This window comes from Shewanella psychrotolerans (assembly GCF_019457595.1).
Lineage (GTDB): Bacteria > Pseudomonadota > Gammaproteobacteria > Enterobacterales > Shewanellaceae > Shewanella > Shewanella psychrotolerans.
In genome coordinates this window covers 2,914,609-2,937,465 of sequence record NZ_CP080419.1, presented here as the reverse complement: position 1 = coordinate 2,937,465, position 22,857 = coordinate 2,914,609, and the positions used below count along the sequence as shown (strand labels likewise).

The following is a 22,857-nucleotide window of genomic DNA, read 5'->3' as shown; positions in this document are numbered from 1 at the left end:
ATACACTATTCATTTTGATATCGAGTTTTATGAAAATTGTATTAACACGATTATCTCGCTTTCTAAGCAACTAACACTAATAATTAATGCGAATAACACTAAGCGCTTTACGGCCTTCTTAAATGATGCAAACAGATCAACGAATTCTACTTGTCGGTAATCAGTCTGAGCGAATTAATCGCTTATCGTGTGTTTTTGAGTTTCTTGGTGAACAAGTTGAACTGCTTGCCGTTGATAAACTCGAAGCGCGTGTTGCTAACACCCGTTTCCGGGCGTTAGTTATTGCCCAAGAATCACAATCAAAAGAGTTATTGCAGTCAATTGCCGCATCTTTGCCATGGCAACCTATATTGCTATTGGGTCAAGGTGGTGGAGTGTCTGCATCTAATATCTTGGGTTGTATTGAAGAACCTCTTAGCTATCCACAGTTGACAGAGCTTTTGCATTTTAGTCAGGTTTTTGTGCAAGCAAAACGTGCAGATGTTCCTACCAGTGTCAATCAAACTAAGTTATTTAGAAGTCTCGTCGGACGCAGCGAAGGTATTGCTCAAGTTCGCCATTTGATCAGCCAAGTCGCAAAGTCTGATGCGACTGTATTAATACTTGGTCAGTCTGGCACTGGCAAAGAGGTTGTCGCGCGCAATATTCATTACATTTCAGAACGACGAGATGGTCCTTTTATTCCAGTGAATTGTGGTGCGATTCCTGCTGAATTGCTAGAGAGTGAGCTTTTTGGTCATGAAAAAGGGTCTTTTACCGGCGCAATCAGTGCTCGTAAAGGTCGATTTGAATTGGCCGAAGGTGGCACGCTATTTCTTGATGAAATTGGTGATATGCCGCTACAAATGCAAGTTAAATTATTGCGTGTCTTGCAAGAGAAAGTATTTGAGCGAGTTGGTGGCAGCAAAGCTATCAATACCGATGTTCGAGTCATCGCCGCGACTCATAGAGAGCTTGAAGTTATGATCGCTAACGGAGAGTTCAGAGAAGACCTCTTCTATCGTTTAAATGTTTTTCCTGTTGAAATGCCTGCGTTATGTGAGCGTAAAGACGATATTCCTTTATTATTGCAAGAGTTGGTAAGCAGGGTATTTAACGAAGGACGCGGTCGAGTTCGTTTTACTCAACGTGCCATCGAATCATTAAAGGAACATTCTTGGTCTGGTAACGTTAGAGAGTTATCTAATCTAGTAGAGCGTTTGACGATTCTTTATCCTGGTGGATTAGTCGATGTTAACGATTTGCCTATCAAGTATCGCCATATCGATGTACCTGAATATCAAGTTCAGGTGAGTGAAGAAGAGTTAGAGCGAGACGCATTAGCTTCTATCTTTAGTGATGAGGTAGCGGTCGATATTCCGGAAAGTCGATTCCCAAGTGAATTGCCTCCAGAGGGAGTTAATCTTAAGGATCTGCTAGCAGAACTTGAAATTGATATGATAAGACAAGCATTGGATCAGCAAGATAATGTGGTTGCTCGGGCGGCAGAAATGCTTGGGATCCGCCGGACGACGCTGGTTGAAAAAATGCGTAAGTATGGTATGAGCAAAGACTGAGCTACTACAGCTTAGCCCATGTTTGTGTTATTCGTTTTGTTTTAACCACACCTTAGATAAGGCCCATTTTAGGGCCTTTTTTGTTTTGGTTGATATTACTCACTGTTTTAAAACATATTTTTGTTGGCATAATAACTGCATTTATTCCGTTAGCAGCAATTTATTGACGGAGTGGTTATGTCCGCTAGCCCCAAGCTACACTTTGACACCCTTAATCTGGCGACTCCTTTAGCGCCAGTGGCGAATGATGCTATGTCGAGTAGAATGGAACATATACTGCAGGCAATGCCATCAGGTGTTGTCATTATCAACGGAGATGGCTTTGTGACTGAAGCTAATCCTGTTGCCGTTCAACTCCTTGGGCATCCGTTAATTGGTATGCGCTGGCTACAAATAATCAACCGAGCATTTTCGCCACAACATGATGACGGTCATGAGGTGTCGCTTAAAAATGGTCGCCGGGTTAAGTTGGCTATAACGCCATTGGCACCCGAACCGGGTCAGCTGATCGTATTGACGGATCTCACTGAAACGCGCTTGCTACAAAAAAATCTGTCTCATCTTCAGCGTCTTTCTGCTTTAGGAAAAATGGTGGCAAGCCTTGCACATCAAGTCAGAACGCCACTTTCTGCTGCATTACTTTATGCTTCTAATCTCGCTAGCCCTAAGCTAAGCCAAGATGCAAGGCAACGATTTCAATCTAAACTCATCGATCGGCTTAATGAACTTTCGCAGCAAGTCGATGATATGTTGTTGATGGCGAAAGGAAGACAACAGGAACTCACCGATGTAACAACTATGGCCGATGTTGTCGATGCCGTGGTGGCCAATTGTGAGCCAATCGCTCAGCGTAAAGGATGCCTTTTGCAGTTAGAGGTTCGCTCTGAACAGGCTTTTATGGCTAATCGTCCAGCGTTAAGTTCAGCAATTAACAATTTGGTGATTAACAGTGTAGAGGCTGGAGCCACCAACATCATTATCCGTTCTATCGATGATGGTCAGCAAATAAAGTTTGAGGTGATTGATAATGGTAAAGGGCTAGATAAATCGATGCAGGAACAAGTGTTGGAGCCATTCTTTACCACAAAAGCACAAGGCACTGGCTTAGGTCTTGCTGTCGTGCAAACCGTTGTTGCAAATCATCATGGTCGCTTGCAATTAAATTGTATAAAGGGACAAGGCTGTGTTGCATCGTTTACCGTACCTGCAATGATTACCGAGCCCAATGAGGAAATTGATCATGGCTGAAGCAAAAATCCTATTAGTAGAAGATGATGCTTCGTTAAGAGAAGCGTTGATCGATACGTTATTGTTAGCTCAGTATGAGTGCGTCGATGTTGAGTCTGCTGAAGAAGCGATCGTTGCACTTAAGTCGCATCATTTTGATATGGTGATCAGTGATGTACAGATGGAGGGGATTGGCGGCTTAGGCTTGCTAAGTTATTTACAACAACATTGTAGCCAACTGCCCATTTTATTAATGACGGCGTTTGCGACAATAGATAATGCCGTTAGCGCTATAAAACTTGGTGCAGTTGATTATCTTGCAAAACCGTTTGCCCCCGAAGTGTTGTTAAACCAAGTATCCCGTTACCTTAAGCCGAAATTAGTTGAGAATCAGCCTATTGCCGCCGATGAAAAAAGTTTGGCACTATTGGCATTGGCGCAAAAGGTTGCTCACTCAGATGCGTCAGTGATGATTTTAGGTCCGAGCGGATCAGGTAAAGAGGTATTGGCGAGGTACATACATCAGCATAGTCCCCGTTGTGATAACCCTTTTGTTGCAATTAACTGCGCTGCGATTCCTGAGAACATGCTTGAAGCAACGCTTTTTGGATATGAAAAAGGAGCGTTTACTGGGGCTTATCAAGCATGTCCTGGCAAGTTTGAGCAAGCTCAAGGTGGGACATTATTGCTTGATGAAATTTCAGAAATGGATTTGGGATTACAAGCCAAATTGTTGCGTGTTCTCCAAGAGCGAGAGGTTGAACGTCTTGGTGGCCGCAAAACGATTAAGCTAGATGTGAGAGTCTTAGCCACGTCAAACCGAGATCTAAAAGCGTATGCTGATAAGGGAGAGTTTCGTGAAGACCTTTATTACCGTATCAATGTATTCCCTTTGACATGGCCTGCATTGCATCAAAGGCCTGCCGATATATTACCCTTGGCACGGCATTTAGTATTAAGGCATGCCAAGCAAGCTGGGCTTGCTCAAGCGCCTGAGTTAGACGAGACTGCCAGTCGGCGATTACTCGCTTATCGGTGGCCTGGTAATGTGCGAGAGTTAGACAATGTGGTTCAACGCGCCATGATTTTACAATCTGGTGAGTTTATTACTGCAAGCGATATTATTATTGATACTCAAGATGTCGTTATTGATCCTGAGTCGTTAAGTGTTACAGCTGATAAACAAAGTGAGCCAGAAGGGCTTGGCGATGAGTTAAAAGCGCAGGAACATGTCATTATTTTAGAAACATTGTCTCAGTGTAAAGGCAGTCGAAAGTTGGTAGCTGAAAAGCTAGGTATCAGTGCTAGAACCCTCAGGTATAAGATGGCCAGAATGAGAGATGCGGGTATCCAAATCCCTGCGTAAACAGCGCTAGATTCCCATTAAAATAAGGTGATTTGCTTGGCATCTCACCTTATTTTCATCTCCTTTCTCATACAAAACTTCTTCATGATTCAGTTTGGCAAATATATTGCATAGACCTAAGTAACATTGATTTTTCGTCAAATTAACGGCGAGTGCGAGGTTAAAATGCAGATAAGTGCTAACTCACTATTACAAGAGATGCAATCGCTTTCAGGTGAAATAAAGCCTGGAGCAATCACTTCTGGCATCACTCAGCAAGTGGCCAACACCAGTGGTAGTGATTTTGGTGATCTGCTGTCACAAGCTGTTGGAAATGTAAACGCGCTTCAGGCCAACTCATCTTCACTACAGAGTCGTCTCGATATGGGCGATACCCGAGTTACGCTGTCTGATACCGTGATTGCTCGAGAAAAATCCAGCGTAGCGTTTGAAGCAACAGTGCAGGTAAGAAATAAACTGGTAGAAGCTTATAAAGAGATCATGAGCATGCCCGTTTAATGGGTTTCGTTTCTCCATAACGAACGCATTAATGATTAAGTTTAATTTGACGATTCTAAAACAGTAGGTATCTATAGTGAGCACAGATATGGTAGTGGGAACAAACTCTACAGGCGATATGTTAGCCAGTGGAGTCCAAGAAGAGCATAAGCCAAGCGGCGGTGCTTTTGGCGGTGTCGACATGCTACGTCAGGTCACTATGATCTTAGCGCTAGCCATTTGTTTGGCGTTGGCAGTATTTGTCATGTTATGGGCTCAAGAGCCAGAATATCGCCCGCTCGGAAAGATGAGTACCGATGAGATGGTGCAGGTGCTGGATGTTTTAGATAAGAATAAAGTTAAATATCAAATTGATGTTGATGTCTTAAAGGTTCCAGAAGATCAATATCAACAAGTCAAAATGATGTTAAGTCGGGCGGGCGTGGACAATAGTGCTGCTCAAAGTGATTACCTTTCTCAAGATAGTGGTTTTGGTGTGAGCCAGAGAATGGAGCAAGCGCGACTTAAACATAGTCAGGAACAAAACTTAGCCAGAACCATTGAAGAGCTTAAAAGCGTAAGTCGCGCTAAAGTTATTTTAGCCATTCCCAAAGAAAACGTATTTGCGAGAAATCGCTCTAAGCCAAGTGCAACCGTGGTGGTTAACACTCGCCGCAGCGGTCTTGGCCAAGAAGAGGTGGATTCGATCGTCGATATCGTTGCATCTGCGGTTCATGGCTTAGAGCCGACTCGGGTTACTGTTACCGATTCGAATGGACGTTTATTGAATTCTGGTAGTCAAGATGCGGTGTCAGCTAGAGCACGTCGAGAGCTTGAACTAGTTCAGCAAAAAGAAGCGGAATATCGCAATAAGATTGAATCTATATTGATGCCAATTCTTGGGCCTGAAAATTTCACCGCTCAAGTCGATGTTAATATGGATTTTACTGCCGTTGAGCAAACAGCTAAGCGTTATAACCCCGATTTGCCTGCTGTGCGCAGTGAGATGACGGTAGAGAATAATTCGACAGGCTCATCAACCGGTGGAATTCCTGGCGCCTTAACTAATCAACCGCCAATGGAAGCGAATATTCCTCAAAATGCGACGGGTGCGCAAGAGTCGACAACGAATCCTGGATCGAGTCACAAAGAGGCAACGCGCAACTACGAACTCGATACGACGATTAGTCATACACGCCAGCAAATTGGTGTGGTAAGACGTGTCAGCGTGTCTGTTGCAGTTGATTTTAAGACAGGAGCAGCAGGAGAAGATGGACAAGTTTCTCGGGTTGCCAGAACTGAGCAAGAGCTGACAAATATCAGACGTTTACTTGAGGGTGCGGTTGGTTTTAATACTCAGAGAGGTGACATGATTGAGGTGGTTACCGTGCCATTTATGGATCAACTGGTTGAGGAAGCCCCTGCTGCTGAAATCTGGGAAGAACCTTGGTTCTGGCGGGCAATCAAATTAGTCATGGGTGGCATTATTATATTGGCGTTAATCATCTTTGTTGTGCGTCCAATGCTGAAGCGACTCATTTATCCTGACGCCAACAATATGCCTGATGAACCCTCTTTAGGCGGTGAACTCGCAGAAATTGAAGATCAATATGCGGCAGATACGCTGGGTATGTTAAATCGTCCTGATGCGGAGTACAGTTATGCTGACGACGGTTCTATTTTGATCCCCGATCTACATAAAGATGATGATATGATTAAGGCTATACGCGCATTAGTTGCCAATGAGCCTGAATTGTCAACGCAGGTAGTTAAAGGGTGGTTACAAGACAATGAGTGATGATAAGAAGGTCGCCGCCGCTGGCGCTTCAAATGAATTTAATGTCGATGACTTAACGGGCATCGAGAAGACTGCTATTTTGCTCCTTAGTCTTAGTGAAGCCGATGCGGCTTCAATATTAAAGCATCTCGAGCCTAAGCAAGTTCAAAAAGTTGGCATGTCGATGGCTGCAATGAAGGACTTTGGTCAAAGTAAGGTCATTGGTGTACACAAGCTGTTCCTCGAAGAGGTACAAAAGTATTCCTCTATTGGCTTCAATAGTGAAGAGTTTGTCAGAAAGGCCCTGACAGCAGCACTTGGCGAAGATAAAGCCGGTAATCTTATCGAGCAGATCATTATGGGCGGCGGGGCTAAAGGTCTCGAGTCGCTTAAGTGGATGGACGCAAGGCAAGTGGCGACCATCATTCAAAATGAGCATCCACAGATCCAAACAATCGTATTGTCCTATTTAGAACCCGATCAAGCGGCCGAGATCTTTGCGCAAGCGCCAGAAAACACCCGTTTAGATTTGATGATGCGTATCGCAAATCTAGAAGAGGTGCAACCAGCGGCATTGCAAGAGCTGAACGATATTATGGAGAAACAGTTCGCTGGCCAAGGTGGCGCGCAAGCTGCCAAAATGGGTGGCTTAAAAGCTGCAGCGAGCATCATGAACTATCTCGATACCGGTGTTGAGAGTCAGCTAATGGAGACCATGCGTGAATCTGATGAAGAGATGGCGCAACAGATCCAAGACTTGATGTTTGTGTTTGAAAATCTCGTAGACGTTGATGACATGGGGATTCAAACCTTATTGCGTGAAGTCCAGCAAGATGTGTTAATGAAGGCGCTTAAAGGCGCTGATGAACAGCTTAAAGAGAAAATCCTACGTAATATGTCGAAGCGTGCGGCTGAATTGCTAAAAGATGATTTGGAAGCGATGGGGCCAATTCGGATCAGTGAAGTGGAAGTGGCTCAGAAAGAGATATTATCAATTGCTAGACGTTTAAGTGATGCTGGCGAAATCATCCTCGGCGGTGGTGGTGGAGAAGAGTTCTTATAATGAGTAAACCTGCTGACGATCATGTTCCTAGCGATGCCACTAACGCTGATTTTAGTCATTGGCAGCTTCCCGACGTAACTGTGGTTGATGAATCGCCTAAGCAGAATATGTTCGGTCGTACGACGCCCCAAAAAGAAGTCACCGAAGTTGAACAACAGATCTTGCCACCTACGTTAGCTGAGATTGAGGCTATTAGAGCCGAAGCCGAGGCTGAGGGATTTGAGCAAGGTCAGCAACAAGGCTATCAAGAGGGGTTAGAAAAAGGTCGACTTGCGGGGTTAGAGCAAGGGCACGAAGAGGGATACGCTCAAGGAAAAGAGCAAGGTTATCAGCAAGGATTGCAGGATGCTGAGCAAAGTGTGAAGCAGTTTGAATCACTAATGCAACAATTAGTTGCTCCGCTTGCACTTGTCGACACCGAAATAGAACAATCACTACTAAACCTCAGTATGACTCTAGCTAAAGCCGTTATTGGTCATGAGCTGAAAACTTACCCTGAGCATATTTTAGCGGCACTTCGTCAGGGCGTCGATGCGTTGCCGTTGAAAGAGCAGGGAGTTCATCTGCGCTTACATCCAGATGATTTGCTGATCGTTGAGCAATTATATGACGCGCAGCAATTACAAAAAAATCGCTGGGAGTTGGAATCTGATCCTTCAATTAATCCTGGTGAGTGTATTGTCAACAACACCCGTAGTACGGTTGATATGGGCTTAGAAACTCGAATAAAAGCGGTATTTGAAAACTTGATCCAAAGCGATAATCACCTTGAACAGCAAAAAATACAGCAGCAACAGGAATTAGCACAGCAGTCAAGTAAGGCTAAGCAAACAGAAGCGCTCTCATCCGAGTCAGATGCTTCTGCCGATCCTATAGAGAACCAATCCCTTGCTAGCAACGAGCCTAGTGAAGGTACGTCATCCGATGCTGAGGGTCCGCAAGATGCAGAGCCGACAACACCAACTGCTGAATAAACTTAAGCAGCATACCCAGAAAGTTCATCCCTTTATACCTGATGCCAGTGGGCAGTTAGTGCGTGTGGTTGGCTTAACGCTCGAGGCGACAGGATGTCGAGCGCCTGTAGGTAGCTTATGTAGCATAGCCACCATGGCTGGAGAATTGATTGCTGAAGTGGTTGGGTTTGATGATGAACTGCTATACCTTATGCCGATAGAGGAACTGAGAGGGGTGATGCCCGGTGCTCGTGTTACGCCTCTGGGAGAGCAAACTGGGCTAAATGTCGGTTTAGGGTTACTCGGCAGAGTGCTTGATGGTAATGGCGTGCCATTAGACGGACTCGGCCAACTTCATACCGATCAGAAGGCCCCGCGCCATGCAGCGATGATAAATCCGCTTGCCAGACGAGCAATTACTGAACCCTTAGATGTTGGAGTTCGAGCGATTAACGCCATGCTAACCGTTGGCAAAGGACAGCGTATGGGTTTGTTTGCTGGCTCTGGTGTGGGTAAAAGTGTGCTTCTTGGGATGATGACCCGCGGTACCACGGCCGATGTGATTGTGGTCGGGCTGGTGGGTGAGCGTGGTCGAGAGGTTAAAGAGTTTATCGAAGAAATTTTAGGTGAAGAGGGACGCGCCCGCTCTGTGGTCGTAGCAGCTCCCGCAGATACATCACCGTTAATGCGTCTTCGAGCCTGTGAAACATCCACCCGTATCGCAGAGTATTTTCGCGATTTGGGTTACAACGTCCTGCTATTGATGGATAGTTTGACACGTTATGCTCAGGCCCAGCGTGAAATCGCATTGGCGGTGGGAGAGCCACCTGCTACCAAAGGTTATCCGCCTTCGGTGTTTGCCAAGTTACCCAAGTTAGTTGAGCGAGCTGGTAACGGTGGAGCTGGCCAAGGATCAATCACGGCATTTTATACGGTACTTACCGAAGGTGATGATCTGCAAGATCCGATAGCCGATGCCGCACGAGCTATTTTAGATGGTCACATTGTGCTGTCTCGTACCTTGGCCGATTCAGGCCATTATCCTGCCATTGATGTTGAGGCATCGATTAGCCGTGTGGCGCCAATGGTCATATCTGAAGCACACCTTGAGGCGACCAGACGCGTAAAACAGATGTATTCTCTTTATCAACAAAATCGCGATCTTATCTCAATCGGTGCTTATACCCAAGGGAGTGATCCGCGTATCGATAATGCAATCAGGTTGCAACCCGCAATGAATGCATTTTTACGGCAAACGATGAAAGATGCTATTAGTTTTGACTCTAGCGCTTTGATGCTCGGTCAACTCAGTGCCCAGTGTCAGGTATGAGCTGCATCATAATATCGTTTTCGATTTTTCATTTAGGCTGAGGATTGCATGGCAAAGCATGACCCGTTAGATACTGTGCTCAAGTTAGCCTTAGAGGCTGAGGAGCAGGCCGCTCTTCAGCTCAAGTCTGCTCAGCTTATTCATAAGAAATGCCAAGATCAGTTGGCTGCGCTGCAACAATATCGTCTCGATTATATGAAACAGATGGAACAACAGCAGGGTCATGTCATTAGCGCGAGTAATTATCATCAGTTTCATCAGTTCATTCGTCAAATTGATGAGGCAATTACTAAGCAACTCTACGCCGTTGCTGAGTCGGATAAGCAACGTCTAAAAGGACAAGAATATTGGCAAGGCAAACAACAAAAACGGAAAGCTGTGGAGCTGTTATTAGAGAAAAAGGCAACAAAACGTCAATTAGCTGAATTAAAGCAAGAGCAGAAGTTAACAGACGAGTTTGCTTCCCAGCAGTTCTTTCGAAAGAGAAGGTGATCACTTCAGCCTCGCGTTAAGGTGCTGCTTGTCGCACTTTTGCTATCCTCTTTGAGTATCAAGTAAATGAGATAGTTGGCATTCTATTTGCTTTTATTTCTGAATCTAGACTATTGCAATAGCGAATTATTGACGCTTACAGCATGGCTATATCGCGTAATTATCATGTTGAGTGTTGGAGGGTTTATGCCACAAATGAATACTGTACTGTTACCTACAGTCGAGGCTAGTACCGAAAAGCAAATGGTACAGTCAAACAAGTCGGATTCTAACTCCTCTGAAAATAAAGATTTTTCTTTAGCCTTAGCAGAGGCTTCATCTCCAAACTCATCTTTGAATGCTGACGAGAAAGTGAAAGCCAGTGTTGAAAAACCTGATTCTGAATCTGCTGAGTTAATAGACGAAACAGGTGAAGATAATGACGGTGTTTCTAACGTATTAGCGCAAATAAACCTTGCGGTGCAGTTTGCTGAAGATGAGTCAATTGCCGCTGACGGCGCACAATTGCCGCTTGTAAATACAGAGCTAGTCGAACCGGAGTTGGGCGCTGAACAAGAGGATTTAGATCAAACATCATCACAGAGCTATATTGGCGATAAAGCAGGAATAGTGGACATAACGCTTACAGCGAAAATAGATGACGCACTACAATCTGTTGATGTTGATGTTGATGTTGATGTTGATGTTGATGTTGATGAAGATAGTGACATGCTGCTCAATGGTGCTTTGATTGAGCAATTAACACCAACTCAGATTGATAACCTAGTTAAGCAGACTGGATTAGAGAAAGAACAGTTGATCGAGTTACCCGCACAAATGTTGCAAGCATTAATTACCGAGGTTAATAAGTTTGCGCTGCAAGGATTAGATCAACGCTCAATGCCCGTAGATCTTAAATCCTTGATAGAAAATGCAAACAAGCTAGTTGGAGAACTTGATGCAAAGACTAAAAGTGTGCGACAGACTGATGTTAGCGCAGTAATCACCTCTTCTGTCAGTGATAAACCTATTTCTCAAGGAGCCGTGGCAGATAAGTCTGTCCAGCAAGGGACGGGAACGGTTGATCCTGCTACAACGCTAGGGACATCTGGTGAACGTAAGTCAATTCTAGGCGAGTTTAAGAGTGACTTAACAGGAAAGTCAGTGATAACGGCAGAGCCGAGCCTTTCTCAAACCGCTCAAACCGCTCAAACCGCTCAAACAAGTGACGTAAACAAGCGAGTTGATTTTACAACTGCTAAACTCTCTGTCGCTATGGTAACCGAGTCCGATGGCATAGATACTATTGGTACTCAGTTAAATGAAGCGAAGCCAACAAATCAGGGGATGAATGGAACGACATTTATTCGAACTGAAACACCTGTTCAATACCAAGTATCTATAAAACCTAATGGTGAACCAGCTCAACACATACAAGAGATGATTCAAAAGTTTTCTCCTGTTATGCAACAACAGTTGTTGACCATGGTAAAACAAGGTGTACAACATGCTGAAATTAGGCTCGATCCCCCTGAACTCGGTCATATGATGGTAAGAATTCAGGTGCATGGCGATCAAACTCAGGTTCAATTTCAAGTGATGCAGCATCAGACCAAAGATCTTGTTGAACAAGCTATTCCTCGTTTGCGAGAGCTGTTAGCTGAGCAAGGTATGCAGCTCACTGATAGTAATGTTTCACAAGGTGGAAGTGGCCGTGAGCAGGGTGAATCTGATGCTAATAATGAACATGGTCATAGTTCGGCCTCTGATATGGATGAAATATCAGCAGAAGAAAGCGTATTCGCATCTAATAGCACAACAAGTTATCGTTCAGGTATAGATTATTATGCATAAGCAGGTAACCTATAGAGTTAGCTGTATACTAAGTGTAATAATAAGTGCTAAAAATCATAATGATATTGAGTGTTGATAGGGAATAGAGATGGCAGAAGAAGAATCGTTAGAACTTGAAGAAAATGCTGCTCCTAAAAGTAAGAAAAAATTGATTATATTTGGCGCCATCGGTCTTATTGTTGTCTTAATCATCGCGGTGGCACTGTGGTTTTTTCTTGGCTCCAGTGAGCCTGTTGCTGACGCAACTGATGGCGAGGTTGAGACTGAGCAAACGGAGCCAGTTAACAACAGAGAAGCTTTCTATGTCGGTATGCCAAGGCCATTTTTGTTTAATCTTCCAGGTCAAGGACGTTCTCGTCTTGTTGAAATTAAAGTGCAGTTAATGGTTCGTGGTTCTGACGATGATGTTCTGATAAAAAAACACATTCCGTTGATTGAAGATGCATTATTGACAACCTTCAGTAGCGCAGATGTGCAAAAGCTGAGTTCGTTAGCAGGTAAAGATGAATTACGCCAATTAGCACTGCTTAATGTGCAAAACACCTTGTTGCCAGTTACCGGGCGTAAAGTTGTTGAAAAGGTGCTATTTACTGGGTTTGTGATGCAATAATGATAAGATCAGTAACCTTAATTAACCAAATAGGGCGATATTGTGAGTGATCTATTAAGCCAAGACGAAATTGATGCGTTGCTGCATGGTGTCGATGACGTTGAAGAGGATGAGGTTGGTGACGCTGGGCTGGACGCTCGCTCTTATGACTTCTCTTCGCAAGATCGTATCGTCCGTGGACGGATGCCGACACTCGAAATTGTTAACGAGCGTTTTGCTCGGCATTTGCGTATTAGCATGTTTAACATGATGCGCCGCAGTGCTGAAGTGTCGATTAATGGCGTGCAGATGCTTAAATTTGGTGAGTACGTACACACTCTTTTTGTACCGACAAGTTTGAATATGGTGCGCTTTAGTCCGTTAAAAGGGACGGCGCTAATCACCATGGAAGCGCGCTTGGTGTTTATTTTGGTGGATAACTTTTTTGGTGGTGATGGCCGCTTTCACGCCAAGATCGAAGGGCGTGAATTTACCCCAACAGAGCGTCGAATTGTACAGTTATTGCTAAAGATTATTTTCGAAGATTATAAAGAAGCGTGGGCGCCAGTAATGGACGTTGAGTTTGATTATTTAGACTCAGAAGTTAACCCCGCAATGGCTAACATTGTTAGCCCTACCGAGGTTGTGGTTGTCAGCTCATTTCATATTGAAGTCGATGGTGGTGGTGGCGATTTTCATATCACAATGCCTTATTCGATGATTGAGCCTATTCGTGAGTTGCTCGATGCTGGTGTGCAGAGTGACACTCAAGATACCGATATGCGTTGGTCGCAAGCCTTGAAAGATGAGATCATGGATGTGGAAGTTGGGATTGAGGCCACAATTGTTGAAAAGAAAATATCATTAAAAGATGTGCTGGGCTTTAAAGCGGGCGATATCATTCCTATTGAAATGCCTGAATATATTGTGTTGCGTGTTGAAGATTTACCCACGTACCGCTGCAAGTTGGGTCGCTCAAGAGAAAATTTAGCTTTGAATATCAGAGAGAAAATTCCACGACCTGAAACCGTGAAGTCGGAGTTGCAGTTAGTGAGAAAGAAAGGCAAAACGAGAGAAATTAGCAATATTTAATTCGCTATTAATTGATGAGTTTGAAAGGTAAAGATAATGAGCACAGAAGATACAGGTGATGATTGGGCTGCAGCAATGGCTGAGCAAGCGATCGAAGAAGCTCAGGCGGTAGAATTAGATGAACTTGCTGATAGTTCAAAGCCCTTGACCGAAGAGGAAGCTGCTAAGTTAGACACGATTATGGATATTCCTGTCACTATTTCGATGGAAGTAGGGCGCAGTTTCATCAATATTCGTAACTTGTTGCAATTGAATCAGGGCTCAGTAGTCGAGCTTGATCGTGTTGCCGGTGAACCATTAGATGTGATGGTAAACGGTACTCTAATAGCCCATGGCGAAGTGGTTGTGGTAAACGATAAGTTTGGTATTCGCCTAACGGATGTCATTAGCCAAACTGAGCGAATTAAAAAGCTCAAGTAGAGGTAAGGCCCATGGGAATGTCATCTTTGATGGCAACTGCGCTAAGCAGTAGCACTACGCAGGCGACAGTAGAGCGTGAACCTGCCCTAACAACTATGTCTAATATGTTGGGCGGTTTGATTATCGTACTTGGGCTTATCTTTTTACTTGCCTACTTGGTTAAGCGATTAAAGCTGGTGCCGACTAGCCATGGGGTGTTAAAAACCCTAGCGGTAACACCATTAGGTCAGCGGGAGAAGATGGTCTTAGTCGAGGTTGATGGTCAACAGTATCTGCTCGGTGTTACAAGTCAACAAGTCACACTTATCGATAAACTCGATAATCCTATTAAAGTAGAGCAAGACTCCTTTGCGAGCCGCCTACGTCAAGCAAAGTCATCACAATCATGAAGTGGATTACAATCTTAGCGAGCTTATTTATTGCTTTTTTGACCCCTGAGTTTGCCTGGGCACAAGATGGCATTTTACCTGCAGTGACGGTGACAACAGGGCCAGATGGCTCGACGCAGTATTCTGTGACTATGCAGATCTTATTGTTGATGACTGCACTGAGTTTTTTGCCTGCAATGGTCATTATGTTGACATCATTTACCCGAATCATTGTGGTGTTATCAATCTTGCGTCAAGCCATTGGTTTACAGCAAACGCCTTCTAATCAAGTATTGATCGGTATGAGTCTGTTTATGACGTTCTTCATCATGGCACCAGTGTTTGACAAAATTTATGATAATGCGGTTAAGCCCTATATCGATGAGACGTTAACCATAGACCAAGCCTTCGATACAGGAAAAGGCCCACTGAAAGAGTTTATGTTAGCCCAGACACGAATAACCGATCTACAGACCTTTATCGAGATCTCCGGCTATAAAAATATTCAGTCACCTGAAGATGCGCCAATGAGTGTATTGATCCCCGCATTTATTACCAGTGAGTTAAAAACAGCTTTCCAAATTGGCTTTATGTTATTTGTGCCATTCTTAGTACTGGATCTCGTCGTGGCGAGTATTTTAATGGCCATGGGTATGATGATGTTGTCACCTATGATTGTGTCATTGCCCTTTAAAATCATGTTGTTTGTTTTAGTTGATGGTTGGAGTTTAGTCATGGGCACCTTAGCAAACAGCTTTGGGATTTAGGAGCGGTAATGTCACCCGAAGCCCTCATTGATATTTTTCGTGAAGCTCTATCGGTTATCGTGACCATAGTGTCGATGATCATTGTGCCGGGGTTGGTTATCGGGCTGGTTGTAGCGGTTTTTCAGGCGGCCACATCGATTAACGAACAAACATTAAGCTTCCTACCGCGCCTGCTTACTACGCTATTTGCACTCATGTTTTTAGGTCACTTGTTGGTTCAAATCATGATGGAATTTTTCTTCGAAATGGTGAACATGATCCCTATGGTTATAGGCTAATTATGGTGCCCGAGGTTGCAATGTTGCTCGGCATACCTCAGATGATAGGGGGCTGACGTGGAGATTTTAATGTCCACCATAATGCAGACTTTGTCAGCATATATGTGGCCTCTTTACCGAGTGTCTAGCATGCTCATGGTCATGGCGGTGTTTGGCGCGAATACCACGCCGGTAAGGGTTCGACTATTACTTGCCGTTGCCATTACCTTTGCTATCGCCCCTGTTTTACCAATCAATACCGATGTTGACTTGTTTTCATTGTCGGCAGTTTTTGTTACTGCGCAGCAGATCTTGATCGGCGTAGCAATGGGATTTGTGACTCTACTTATCATGCAAACATTTGTGCTGACAGGGCAAATTATCGGTATGCAAACGAGTTTAGGTTTTGCCTCTATGGTCGATCCTAGTTCCGGTCAACAAACTCCAGTTATTGGTAACTTTTTTCTGTTATTGACGACGATGATCTTTCTAGCGGTTGATGGCCACCTGGTATTGATCCGTATGTTAGTTGCCAGTTTCGATACTATTCCGGTATCGACTCAGGGAATTTCCATCGCGAGTTACAGAATGCTCGCGGAATGGGGAGCCTATATGTTTGGCGCAGCGTTAACCATGTCTATCTCGGCTATTATCGCATTATTGTTAATTAATCTGTCCTTTGGGGTCATGACAAGAGCTTCACCGCAGCTAAATATTTTTGCTATCGGTTTCCCAGTAACTATGGTTAGTGGTTTGATCATCTTATGGTTAACCTTGACACCCATCATGGCGCATTTTGACGAGGTTTGGCACTCAGCACAGTTATTGCTTTGTAATATTCTCGAGTTGCAGTGCCGTACGGATGGGAGTTTCTGATGGCTGAAAATGATTCTAGTCAGGAAAAAACCGAAGAGGCCACCCCCAGGAGGCGTGAACAGGCACGGGAAAAAGGTCAGGTCGCTCGCTCAAAAGAGTTAGGTACGTCTGCGGTATTAATGTCAGCGGCAGTCGGCTTTGCGATGGTCGGCCCCAATCTTGGGACCGCGCTAGTGACGTTGATGGAAAAGCTATTCACTATGGATAGGGCCGCCATTTTTGATACTAATAGCATGTTCAATGTATGGCAGGTGGTGGGCAGCGAACTTGCGATCCCGATGGCCAGTTTTATCGGCTTCTTAGCTTTTGTTGCTTTCTTAGGTAATGTCGTTATTGGTGGTATCACATTCTCTGTCAAAGCGTTTATGCCCAAGGGAAGTAAGATGAACCCTATGAGCGGCTTTAAACGTATGTTTGGTGTTCAAGCTTTAGTTGAATTGACTAAGGGGATTGCTAAGTTTTCTGTTGTTGCCATTATGGCGTATTTGCTTCTCAGTTATTATTTTTTCGATATTCTGACCCTGTCTCAAGGTCACCTGCCGAGTAATGTTTATAACGCATTAGATTTACTGATCTGGATGTTTATTATTCTTTGTTCATCGACGGTCATTATTGTTGTTATCGACGTACCATTTCAAATTTGGAATCATAACAAACAGTTAAGGATGACGAAGCAAGAAATTAAGGACGAATATAAAGATACTGAGGGTCAACCTGAAGTGAAAGGTCGGGTGCGTCAAATGCAGCGGGAAATGGCGCAGCGTCGTATGATGACTGAGGTGCCTAATGCTGATGTTATTGTGGTTAACCCTGAGCACTATGCGGTTGCCGTTAAATATGACGCCAGCAAAGCGGCAGCACCTTATGTATTAGCTAAAGGTGTAGACGAAGTTGCATTTAAGATTAGAGAAATAGCCAGAGAGCACGATGTCGCTATCGTGTCGGCACCGCCACTTGCAAGAGCGATATATCACACGACCAAGATAGAACAAGAGATCCCTGAAGGACTCTTTACTGCTGTTGCGCAGGTTCTCGCTTATGTATTTCAATTAAGACAATATCAGCAAAAAGGCGGAAAACGTCCAACCCCAATTCCACTTAATCAGCCTATTCCCGATGAATTAAAATACTAGTTTGTTCCAGATAGCATTACATTATGAATATGTTATCGCAACGGGCTAACATTCTTTTATCTTTACTTTTTAATCAAATTAAATTGGCGCGGTTTTTGCTGCTAGTCAACTAGATGTCAAAGTTTAGGCGCTAAATTGATGGATTTTAAAGCAACTCTAGGTCAAATTAAGCAGGTAAAACCTGCTAATTTTAAAGGTGTCGGCACACCCGTATTAGTATTGGCTGCGCTTGCCATGATCATTTTGCCAATGCCGGCATTTTTACTCGATATTTTATTTTCATTCAATATTGCGCTAGCACTGGTGGTGTTACTGGTTGCTATCTATTCTGATCGTCCCCTCGATTTTGCTGCATTTCCTACCGTGCTCTTAGTCGCTACCCTGCTGCGTTTAGCGCTCAACGTCGCCTCGACTCGAATTGTACTGCTTGAAGGCCATAATGGTGGTGATGCTGCGGGTAAAGTGATTGAGGCGTTTGGCTCTGTGGTGATTGGCGGCAACTATGCTGTGGGTCTGGTCGTGTTCTTGATTTTGATCATCATTAACTTTGCTGTCGTCACAAAGGGGGCAGGACGTATCTCGGAAGTGAGTGCGCGTTTTACCTTGGATGCTATGCCTGGTAAGCAAATGGCAATTGATGCCGATTTAAACGCTGGGGTACTTAATCAAGATCAAGCTCGTATTCGCCGGGCTGAGGTGACTAAAGAAGCCGATTTTTATGGCGCAATGGACGGTGCTTCTAAGTTTGTTAAGGGTGATGCTATCGCCGGTATCATGATTTTGGTTATCAATATCTTAGGTGGCTTTGTTATCGGTATGGCCCAACATGGGTTGGATTTTTCGACAGCGGTAGAAATTTATACCCTATTGACGATTGGTGATGGCCTTGTTGCGCAGATCCCTGGGCTACTGCTGTCAATTGCAGCGGCCTTGATGGTCACTCGGCAGAATGAATCTGGCGATATGGGACAGATGGTGATGAGCCAAATGTTTGATAATCCAAAGTCACTATCTATTGCCGCCGGTGTTTTGCTTATTATGGGGATTGTGCCAGGCATGCCGCACTTTGCATTTCTAACCTTTGGTCTAGCAACGGCAGGTGGTGCGTATTTTATTCATAACAAGCAAAATAAAGACCGTCAACGAGCGTTAGAGCTCGCTAAAACATCACCCACGCCTGCTGGTGATGCCAAACCAAAAGAGCTTAGTTGGGACGATGTACAGCATGTCGATACCATAGGTTTAGAGGTGGGTTATCGGCTGATTCCACTGGTAGATAAAGGCCAAGGTGGAGAGTTGTTAGGCCGTATTAAAGGGGTACGTAAAAAGCTGTCTCAGGAACTGGGTTTCTTGGTTCCTGCGGTACATATTCGCGACAACTTAGATTTGTCACCAAATACTTACCGTATTTCGTTAATGGGTGTTGCATCGGGTGAAGCAGAAATTCGTCATGATTGTGAGCTAGCGATTAATCCTGGCCAAGTCTACGGTAAACTCGATGGTGTTGAAACAACTGACCCAGCATTTGGTTTAGAGGCGGTTTGGATTGCGCCAGAGCTTAGAGAACATGCGCAAACCTTAGGCTATACCGTTGTCGATGCCGCCACTGTCGTTGCAACACATTTGAGCCAACTGCTGACCAATAATGCATCTAAACTACTTGGTTATGAAGAGGTTCAACAGCTTATGGATATGCTAGCTAAACATTCTCCTAAGCTAGTGGCAGGCTTCATTCCAGATGTGATGCCGCTTGGCACTGTGGTGAAAGTGATGCAGAACCTGCTTAATGAAGGGGTATCTATACGCGACCTTAAGACCATAGTGCAAACCCTATTAGAGTACGGTCCTAAGAGTAATGACACTGAAGTTTTGACTGCTGCAGTACGTATTGCCTTAAAACGCATGATAGTGCAAGAAATAAGCGGGCCGGAGCTGGAAATTCCTGTCATTACTTTGGCGCCAGAACTGGAACAGATGTTGCATCAGTCAATGCAGGCTACGGGAGGCGAAGGGCCAAATATTGAACCTAGTCTCGCTGAACGGATGCAAAAGTCGTTACTTGATGCATCCCAACGCCAAGAGATGGTGGGTCAGCCAGCGATATTACTGACCTCTGGTATGTTACGTTCGACACTGTCTCGATTTGTTAAACATACCATTCCAAATTTACGGGTGATCTCTTACCAAGAGGTACCTGATGAAAAACAAATCCGTATCGTTTCTGCGGTAGGCCAGTAGAGGGTATTTAGGTGAAAATTAAACGTTTTTTAGCAAAAGATATGCGCTCGGCTCTGGCCCAAGTAAAAGAAGTTTTAGGTTCAGATGCGGTCATTATGTCTAACAAAAAAGTCACTGGTGGCATCGAAATTGTTGCGGCAGTTGATTATGACGAACCCAAGTCAGCGGCAACTAAACCTTCCTCGAATAATGCTGCCTCAACGTTTTTAGATCTTGCAGAAGAAAAAGTGTCTATCGGCCGTCAACCGATAAAAGCGGAGTCAAAAAAACAATCTGCACCGGTAGCGGATTCATTACAAGCTTTGCTTGAGCGTCAACAAAGTCGCGTTAATCAACAGATAAATCGCAGTAATGAAGAGTTCGATATGCCTGCATGGGCAAAAGGGTTACAAGCACCTCACGATGAACCTAAGATGCCTCGTCTCGATGAAGCCAAGTCTAACTATAATCATAAGAAAGAAAAATCAGCACCAGTCAGTGCCGAATTAGACTCAATGCGCGAAGAGTTGGCCTCTTTGCGTAACTTGCTGACTCATCAAGTGACCTCTCTTATCACTGAGCAGAAGAGTCGTCTCGATCCTGTCGGTGCCATGTTAGAGAGTCGCTTGCTTGATGCTGAGTTTTCACCCGAAGTCGCCAGTAAGCTTTCAAATTTAAGTGAGCATTACCCACCCGCAGAATTAATCAAAACATTACCAAGAAGTCTAGCAAACATGTTAGACAATCAAGGGGATGATATTGTTCGTCAAGGGGGCGTGGTTGCGTTTGTTGGTCCAACAGGTGTTGGAAAAACGACAAGTGTCGCAAAATTAGCCGCAAGATTCGCTGCACATCATGGTTCAGATCAAGTTGCATTGATAACAACCGATCATTATCGCATTGGAGCCTTTGAGCAACTGGCAACCTATGGCAAAATAATGGGGTGTCCTGTAAAGCAGGCTCATGATTTAAATGAGTTGGAACAAATACTTTATCAGTTTCGTAATCGCAAGCTAGTATTGATAGATACGGCAGGAATGGGACAGCGAGATGTGCGATTGTTTCAGCAACTAGATAATTTAACTGCAAATAGCAGATTACCTATACGCAGTTATCTGGTACTGTCATCTACAAGTCAAAGAAGGGTGCTTGAAGATTCAGTAAAACAGTTCACTAGAATACCGCTATCGGGAGCGATATTAACCAAGCTGGATGAGTCTGTCGCATTAGCTCCAGCGTTAAGTGTATTGATCCAAAGTGGGTTACCATTAAGTTATGTTACTGATGGACAAAGAGTTCCAGAAGATATGCAGGTTGCAGATACACTAGCATTGGCAAACCAAGCGCTTTCAGTACTAGATAAGAAAGAGCAACCAATCAGAAATATTGAAAGGTCTCATGAGCAGGCCTACGCATTTGAGTAAAACAATGAGTCGGGATCAAGCAAGCGGTTTACGTATGATGAATCAACCATATAACGAAAAAGTAAAAGTAATCGCCGTAACGGGTGGTAAAGGTGGCGTAGGTAAAACTAGCGTATCCATCAACACTGCGGTCTCGTTAGCAGAGAAAGGCAAGCGTGTGCTTGTTCTCGATGCTGACCTTGGCTTGGCGAATGTTGACGTGATGTTAGGCTTAAGGGCCGAACGTAATCTGTCTCATGTTCTTTCCGGTGATGCCGATCTCGATGATATTATCGTTCGAGGTCCTAAAGGAATAGGAATTATTCCTGCGACTTCAGGCACGCAAGCGATGGTCGAGTTGACGCAAGCGCAACACGCTGGCCTTATTCGCGCCTTTAGCGAGATGCGGACTCAATTTGATATCTTAGTCGTTGATACAGCCGCAGGGATTTCAGATATGGTGTTGAGCTTTTCACGCGCAGCGCAAGATGTGTTGATTGTCGTGTGCGATGAGCCTACCTCTATTACCGATGCTTATGCGCTAATTAAAATTTTAAGTCGAGAACACGGCGTGTTTAGATTTAAAATAGTTGCCAATATGGTTAGAAGTTTGCGGGAAGGTATGGAGTTATTTGCTAAACTTAGCAAAGTAACGGATCGTTTCCTCGATGTAGCGTTAGAGTTGGTAGCGACGATTCCATTTGACGAAAATCTTCGTAAATCTGTTCGTAAACAAAAATTGATAGTAGAAGCGTTTCCTAAATCGCCTGCATCAATTGCATATCACGGGTTAGCTAATAAGATTATTAGTTGGCCCATACCACAACAGCCTGGTGGGCACTTAGAGTTCTTTGTTGAGCGTCTAGTGCAACGTCCTGAATATCAAGAGGATCGAGCGAGTGAGTAAAGCCGCTGCGTATACTTGTTTAGATAATAAAACGTCTATCGTTGAACAGTATGCACCGTTGGTTAAAAGGATTGCTCACCATTTATTAGCCCGTTTGCCAGCTTCTGTTCAATTAGATGATTTAATTCAAGCTGGTATGATGGGATTGTTAGAGGCGTCAACTAAATTTGATGGTAGTAAAGGAGCTAAGTTTGAAACCTTTGCTGGCATTCGAATTAGAGGCTCCATGCTTGATGAAATTCGGCGTGGAGACTGGGTTCCTCGCTCTGTTCATCGAAACCAAAGGCGAGTTGCCCAAGTCATTGACGAGCTTGAACAAGAGCTAGGACGAGATGCAAAAGATAATGAAATTGCAGATCGACTTGATATGTCACTCGATGAGTACCATCATATTCTTAATGATGTATCAGTTGGAAAAGTAGTTGGAATTGAAGATCTTGGTGTATCGGTCGATGTAGTTAGTCAAGACGATGGACATCAAGATGATGCTTTTGAGGCATTAGCTGAAGATCAATTTCACGCAGCCTTGGTTGAAGCCATCAAATTGTTACCAGAAAGAGATGGTTTAGTTTTGTCGTTATATTATGACGAAGCGTTAAATTTAAAAGAAATTGGTGCGGTTCTTGATGTTAGTGAGTCTCGTGTTAGCCAGATACTCAGTCAGGCAATGCTAAGACTTAAAGCTAAACTTAAGCACTGGACCCAAATATAACGATTACATGAGCAATATAAAAGCAGCTCCGCGGAGGAAACC

The 22,857-nt window shown here is 44.1% G+C and carries 22 protein-coding genes; all 22 read left to right on the top strand.

The window, feature by feature from the left end:
• Positions 1 to 122: 122 nt before the first annotated feature.
• A complete protein-coding gene (locus K0I62_RS13005) occupies positions 123 to 1,556 on the top strand; it encodes a sigma-54 dependent transcriptional regulator (RefSeq protein WP_286670318.1) in 1,434 nt (477 codons plus the stop codon).
• 177 nt (positions 1,557 to 1,733) lie between these two features.
• Entirely contained in the window at positions 1,734 to 2,804 is a 1,071-nt protein-coding gene (locus tag K0I62_RS13000; protein ID WP_220068525.1) for a sensor histidine kinase, read from the top strand.
• Positions 2,797 to 4,149 (top strand): sigma-54-dependent transcriptional regulator, encoded by a 1,353-nt coding sequence (locus tag K0I62_RS12995; RefSeq protein ID WP_220068524.1) that lies wholly within the window; start codon positions 2,797 to 2,799, stop codon positions 4,147 to 4,149. The genes K0I62_RS13000 and K0I62_RS12995 overlap by 8 nt, the downstream gene beginning before the upstream one ends.
• Positions 4,150 to 4,314: 165 nt before the next feature.
• On the top strand, positions 4,315 to 4,647 hold the full coding sequence (gene fliE, locus K0I62_RS12990; RefSeq protein WP_220068523.1) for a flagellar hook-basal body complex protein FliE: 333 nt from the start codon (positions 4,315 to 4,317) through the stop codon (positions 4,645 to 4,647).
• 88 nt (positions 4,648 to 4,735) lie between these two features.
• Entirely contained in the window at positions 4,736 to 6,424 is a 1,689-nt protein-coding gene (gene fliF, locus K0I62_RS12985) for a flagellar basal-body MS-ring/collar protein FliF (RefSeq protein WP_220071382.1), read from the top strand.
• Positions 6,417 to 7,466 (top strand): flagellar motor switch protein FliG, encoded by a 1,050-nt coding sequence (fliG, locus tag K0I62_RS12980; RefSeq protein ID WP_220068522.1) that lies wholly within the window; start codon positions 6,417 to 6,419, stop codon positions 7,464 to 7,466. Before fliF ends, fliG begins: the two co-directional genes overlap by 8 nt.
• Entirely contained in the window at positions 7,466 to 8,440 is a 975-nt protein-coding gene (gene fliH, locus K0I62_RS12975) for a flagellar assembly protein FliH (protein ID WP_220068521.1), read from the top strand. The genes fliG and fliH overlap by 1 nt, the downstream gene beginning before the upstream one ends.
• Positions 8,409 to 9,749 carry a flagellar protein export ATPase FliI gene (fliI, locus tag K0I62_RS12970; RefSeq protein WP_220068520.1) on the top strand — a complete coding sequence of 447 codons (1,341 nt, stop codon included), beginning with the start codon at positions 8,409 to 8,411 and terminating at the stop codon, positions 9,747 to 9,749. Before fliH ends, fliI begins: the two co-directional genes overlap by 32 nt.
• Before the next feature lie 48 nt (positions 9,750 to 9,797).
• Positions 9,798 to 10,241 carry a flagellar export protein FliJ gene (gene fliJ / locus K0I62_RS12965; RefSeq protein ID WP_220068519.1) on the top strand — a complete coding sequence of 148 codons (444 nt, stop codon included), beginning with the start codon at positions 9,798 to 9,800 and terminating at the stop codon, positions 10,239 to 10,241.
• 186 nt (positions 10,242 to 10,427) lie between these two features.
• Positions 10,428 to 12,074, top strand: a complete 1,647-nt coding sequence (locus tag K0I62_RS12960; RefSeq protein ID WP_220068518.1) for a flagellar hook-length control protein FliK — start codon at positions 10,428 to 10,430, stop codon at positions 12,072 to 12,074.
• Between the two features lie 88 nt (positions 12,075 to 12,162).
• Positions 12,163 to 12,684, top strand: a complete 522-nt coding sequence (gene fliL / locus K0I62_RS12955; RefSeq protein ID WP_220068517.1) for a flagellar basal body-associated protein FliL — start codon at positions 12,163 to 12,165, stop codon at positions 12,682 to 12,684.
• Between the two features lie 42 nt (positions 12,685 to 12,726).
• Positions 12,727 to 13,755, top strand: coding sequence for a flagellar motor switch protein FliM (gene fliM / locus K0I62_RS12950; RefSeq protein ID WP_220068516.1), 1,029 nt, complete (start codon positions 12,727 to 12,729; stop codon positions 13,753 to 13,755).
• A gap of 36 nt (positions 13,756 to 13,791) precedes the next feature.
• Positions 13,792 to 14,175, top strand: a complete 384-nt coding sequence (fliN, locus tag K0I62_RS12945; protein ID WP_220061423.1) for a flagellar motor switch protein FliN — start codon at positions 13,792 to 13,794, stop codon at positions 14,173 to 14,175.
• 11 nt (positions 14,176 to 14,186) lie between these two features.
• Positions 14,187 to 14,564: a flagellar biosynthetic protein FliO gene (gene fliO, locus K0I62_RS12940; RefSeq protein WP_220068515.1), complete on the top strand. Its 378-nt coding sequence runs from the start codon at positions 14,187 to 14,189 to the stop codon at positions 14,562 to 14,564.
• Positions 14,561 to 15,310 carry a flagellar type III secretion system pore protein FliP gene (gene fliP, locus K0I62_RS12935; protein ID WP_220068514.1) on the top strand — a complete coding sequence of 250 codons (750 nt, stop codon included), beginning with the start codon at positions 14,561 to 14,563 and terminating at the stop codon, positions 15,308 to 15,310. Before fliO ends, fliP begins: the two co-directional genes overlap by 4 nt.
• Before the next feature lie 8 nt (positions 15,311 to 15,318).
• Positions 15,319 to 15,588, top strand: coding sequence for a flagellar biosynthetic protein FliQ (locus tag K0I62_RS12930; RefSeq protein ID WP_220068513.1), 270 nt, complete (start codon positions 15,319 to 15,321; stop codon positions 15,586 to 15,588).
• A gap of 57 nt (positions 15,589 to 15,645) precedes the next feature.
• Positions 15,646 to 16,443 carry a flagellar biosynthetic protein FliR gene (fliR, locus tag K0I62_RS12925; RefSeq protein WP_220068512.1) on the top strand — a complete coding sequence of 266 codons (798 nt, stop codon included), beginning with the start codon at positions 15,646 to 15,648 and terminating at the stop codon, positions 16,441 to 16,443.
• Positions 16,443 to 17,576, top strand: coding sequence for a flagellar biosynthesis protein FlhB (gene flhB / locus K0I62_RS12920; RefSeq protein ID WP_220068511.1), 1,134 nt, complete (start codon positions 16,443 to 16,445; stop codon positions 17,574 to 17,576). The genes fliR and flhB overlap by 1 nt, the downstream gene beginning before the upstream one ends.
• Before the next feature lie 138 nt (positions 17,577 to 17,714).
• Positions 17,715 to 19,814, top strand: a complete 2,100-nt coding sequence (gene flhA / locus K0I62_RS12915) for a flagellar biosynthesis protein FlhA (RefSeq protein WP_220068510.1) — start codon at positions 17,715 to 17,717, stop codon at positions 19,812 to 19,814.
• A gap of 11 nt (positions 19,815 to 19,825) precedes the next feature.
• Positions 19,826 to 21,217, top strand: coding sequence for a flagellar biosynthesis GTPase FlhF (gene flhF / locus K0I62_RS12910; protein WP_220068509.1), 1,392 nt, complete (start codon positions 19,826 to 19,828; stop codon positions 21,215 to 21,217).
• 4 nt (positions 21,218 to 21,221) lie between these two features.
• Positions 21,222 to 22,103 carry a MinD/ParA family protein gene (locus tag K0I62_RS12905; protein WP_286670317.1) on the top strand — a complete coding sequence of 294 codons (882 nt, stop codon included), beginning with the start codon at positions 21,222 to 21,224 and terminating at the stop codon, positions 22,101 to 22,103.
• Positions 22,096 to 22,815, top strand: coding sequence for an RNA polymerase sigma factor FliA (locus K0I62_RS12900; RefSeq protein ID WP_220068508.1), 720 nt, complete (start codon positions 22,096 to 22,098; stop codon positions 22,813 to 22,815). Before K0I62_RS12905 ends, K0I62_RS12900 begins: the two co-directional genes overlap by 8 nt.
• The last annotated feature ends 42 nt before the right edge of the window (positions 22,816 to 22,857 follow it).

What these genes read in the sequence shown, in the direction of transcription:
- K0I62_RS12905 (WP_286670317.1), top strand. Translation starts at nt 21,222, where the DNA reads ATGAGTCGGGATCAAGCAAGCGGTTTACGTATGATGAATCAACCATAT.
- fliL (WP_220068517.1), top strand. Translation starts at nt 12,163, where the DNA reads ATGGCAGAAGAAGAATCGTTAGAACTTGAAGAAAATGCTGCTCCTAAA.
- fliJ (WP_220068519.1), top strand. Translation starts at nt 9,798, where the DNA reads ATGGCAAAGCATGACCCGTTAGATACTGTGCTCAAGTTAGCCTTAGAG.
- fliG (WP_220068522.1), top strand. Translation starts at nt 6,417, where the DNA reads ATGAGTGATGATAAGAAGGTCGCCGCCGCTGGCGCTTCAAATGAATTT.
- K0I62_RS12995 (WP_220068524.1), top strand. Translation starts at nt 2,797, where the DNA reads ATGGCTGAAGCAAAAATCCTATTAGTAGAAGATGATGCTTCGTTAAGA.
- K0I62_RS12960 (WP_220068518.1), top strand. Translation starts at nt 10,428, where the DNA reads ATGCCACAAATGAATACTGTACTGTTACCTACAGTCGAGGCTAGTACC.
- fliE (WP_220068523.1), top strand. Translation starts at nt 4,315, where the DNA reads ATGCAGATAAGTGCTAACTCACTATTACAAGAGATGCAATCGCTTTCA.
- fliN (WP_220061423.1), top strand. Translation starts at nt 13,792, where the DNA reads ATGAGCACAGAAGATACAGGTGATGATTGGGCTGCAGCAATGGCTGAG.
- K0I62_RS13005 (WP_286670318.1), top strand. Translation starts at nt 123, where the DNA reads ATGATGCAAACAGATCAACGAATTCTACTTGTCGGTAATCAGTCTGAG.
- flhA (WP_220068510.1), top strand. Translation starts at nt 17,715, where the DNA reads ATGGATTTTAAAGCAACTCTAGGTCAAATTAAGCAGGTAAAACCTGCT.
- K0I62_RS13000 (WP_220068525.1), top strand. Translation starts at nt 1,734, where the DNA reads ATGTCCGCTAGCCCCAAGCTACACTTTGACACCCTTAATCTGGCGACT.
- fliO (WP_220068515.1), top strand. Translation starts at nt 14,187, where the DNA reads ATGGGAATGTCATCTTTGATGGCAACTGCGCTAAGCAGTAGCACTACG.
- flhB (WP_220068511.1), top strand. Translation starts at nt 16,443, where the DNA reads ATGGCTGAAAATGATTCTAGTCAGGAAAAAACCGAAGAGGCCACCCCC.
- fliH (WP_220068521.1), top strand. Translation starts at nt 7,466, where the DNA reads ATGAGTAAACCTGCTGACGATCATGTTCCTAGCGATGCCACTAACGCT.
- fliI (WP_220068520.1), top strand. Translation starts at nt 8,409, where the DNA reads ATGCAGAGCCGACAACACCAACTGCTGAATAAACTTAAGCAGCATACC.
- K0I62_RS12930 (WP_220068513.1), top strand. Translation starts at nt 15,319, where the DNA reads ATGTCACCCGAAGCCCTCATTGATATTTTTCGTGAAGCTCTATCGGTT.
- fliF (WP_220071382.1), top strand. Translation starts at nt 4,736, where the DNA reads ATGGTAGTGGGAACAAACTCTACAGGCGATATGTTAGCCAGTGGAGTC.
- fliP (WP_220068514.1), top strand. Translation starts at nt 14,561, where the DNA reads ATGAAGTGGATTACAATCTTAGCGAGCTTATTTATTGCTTTTTTGACC.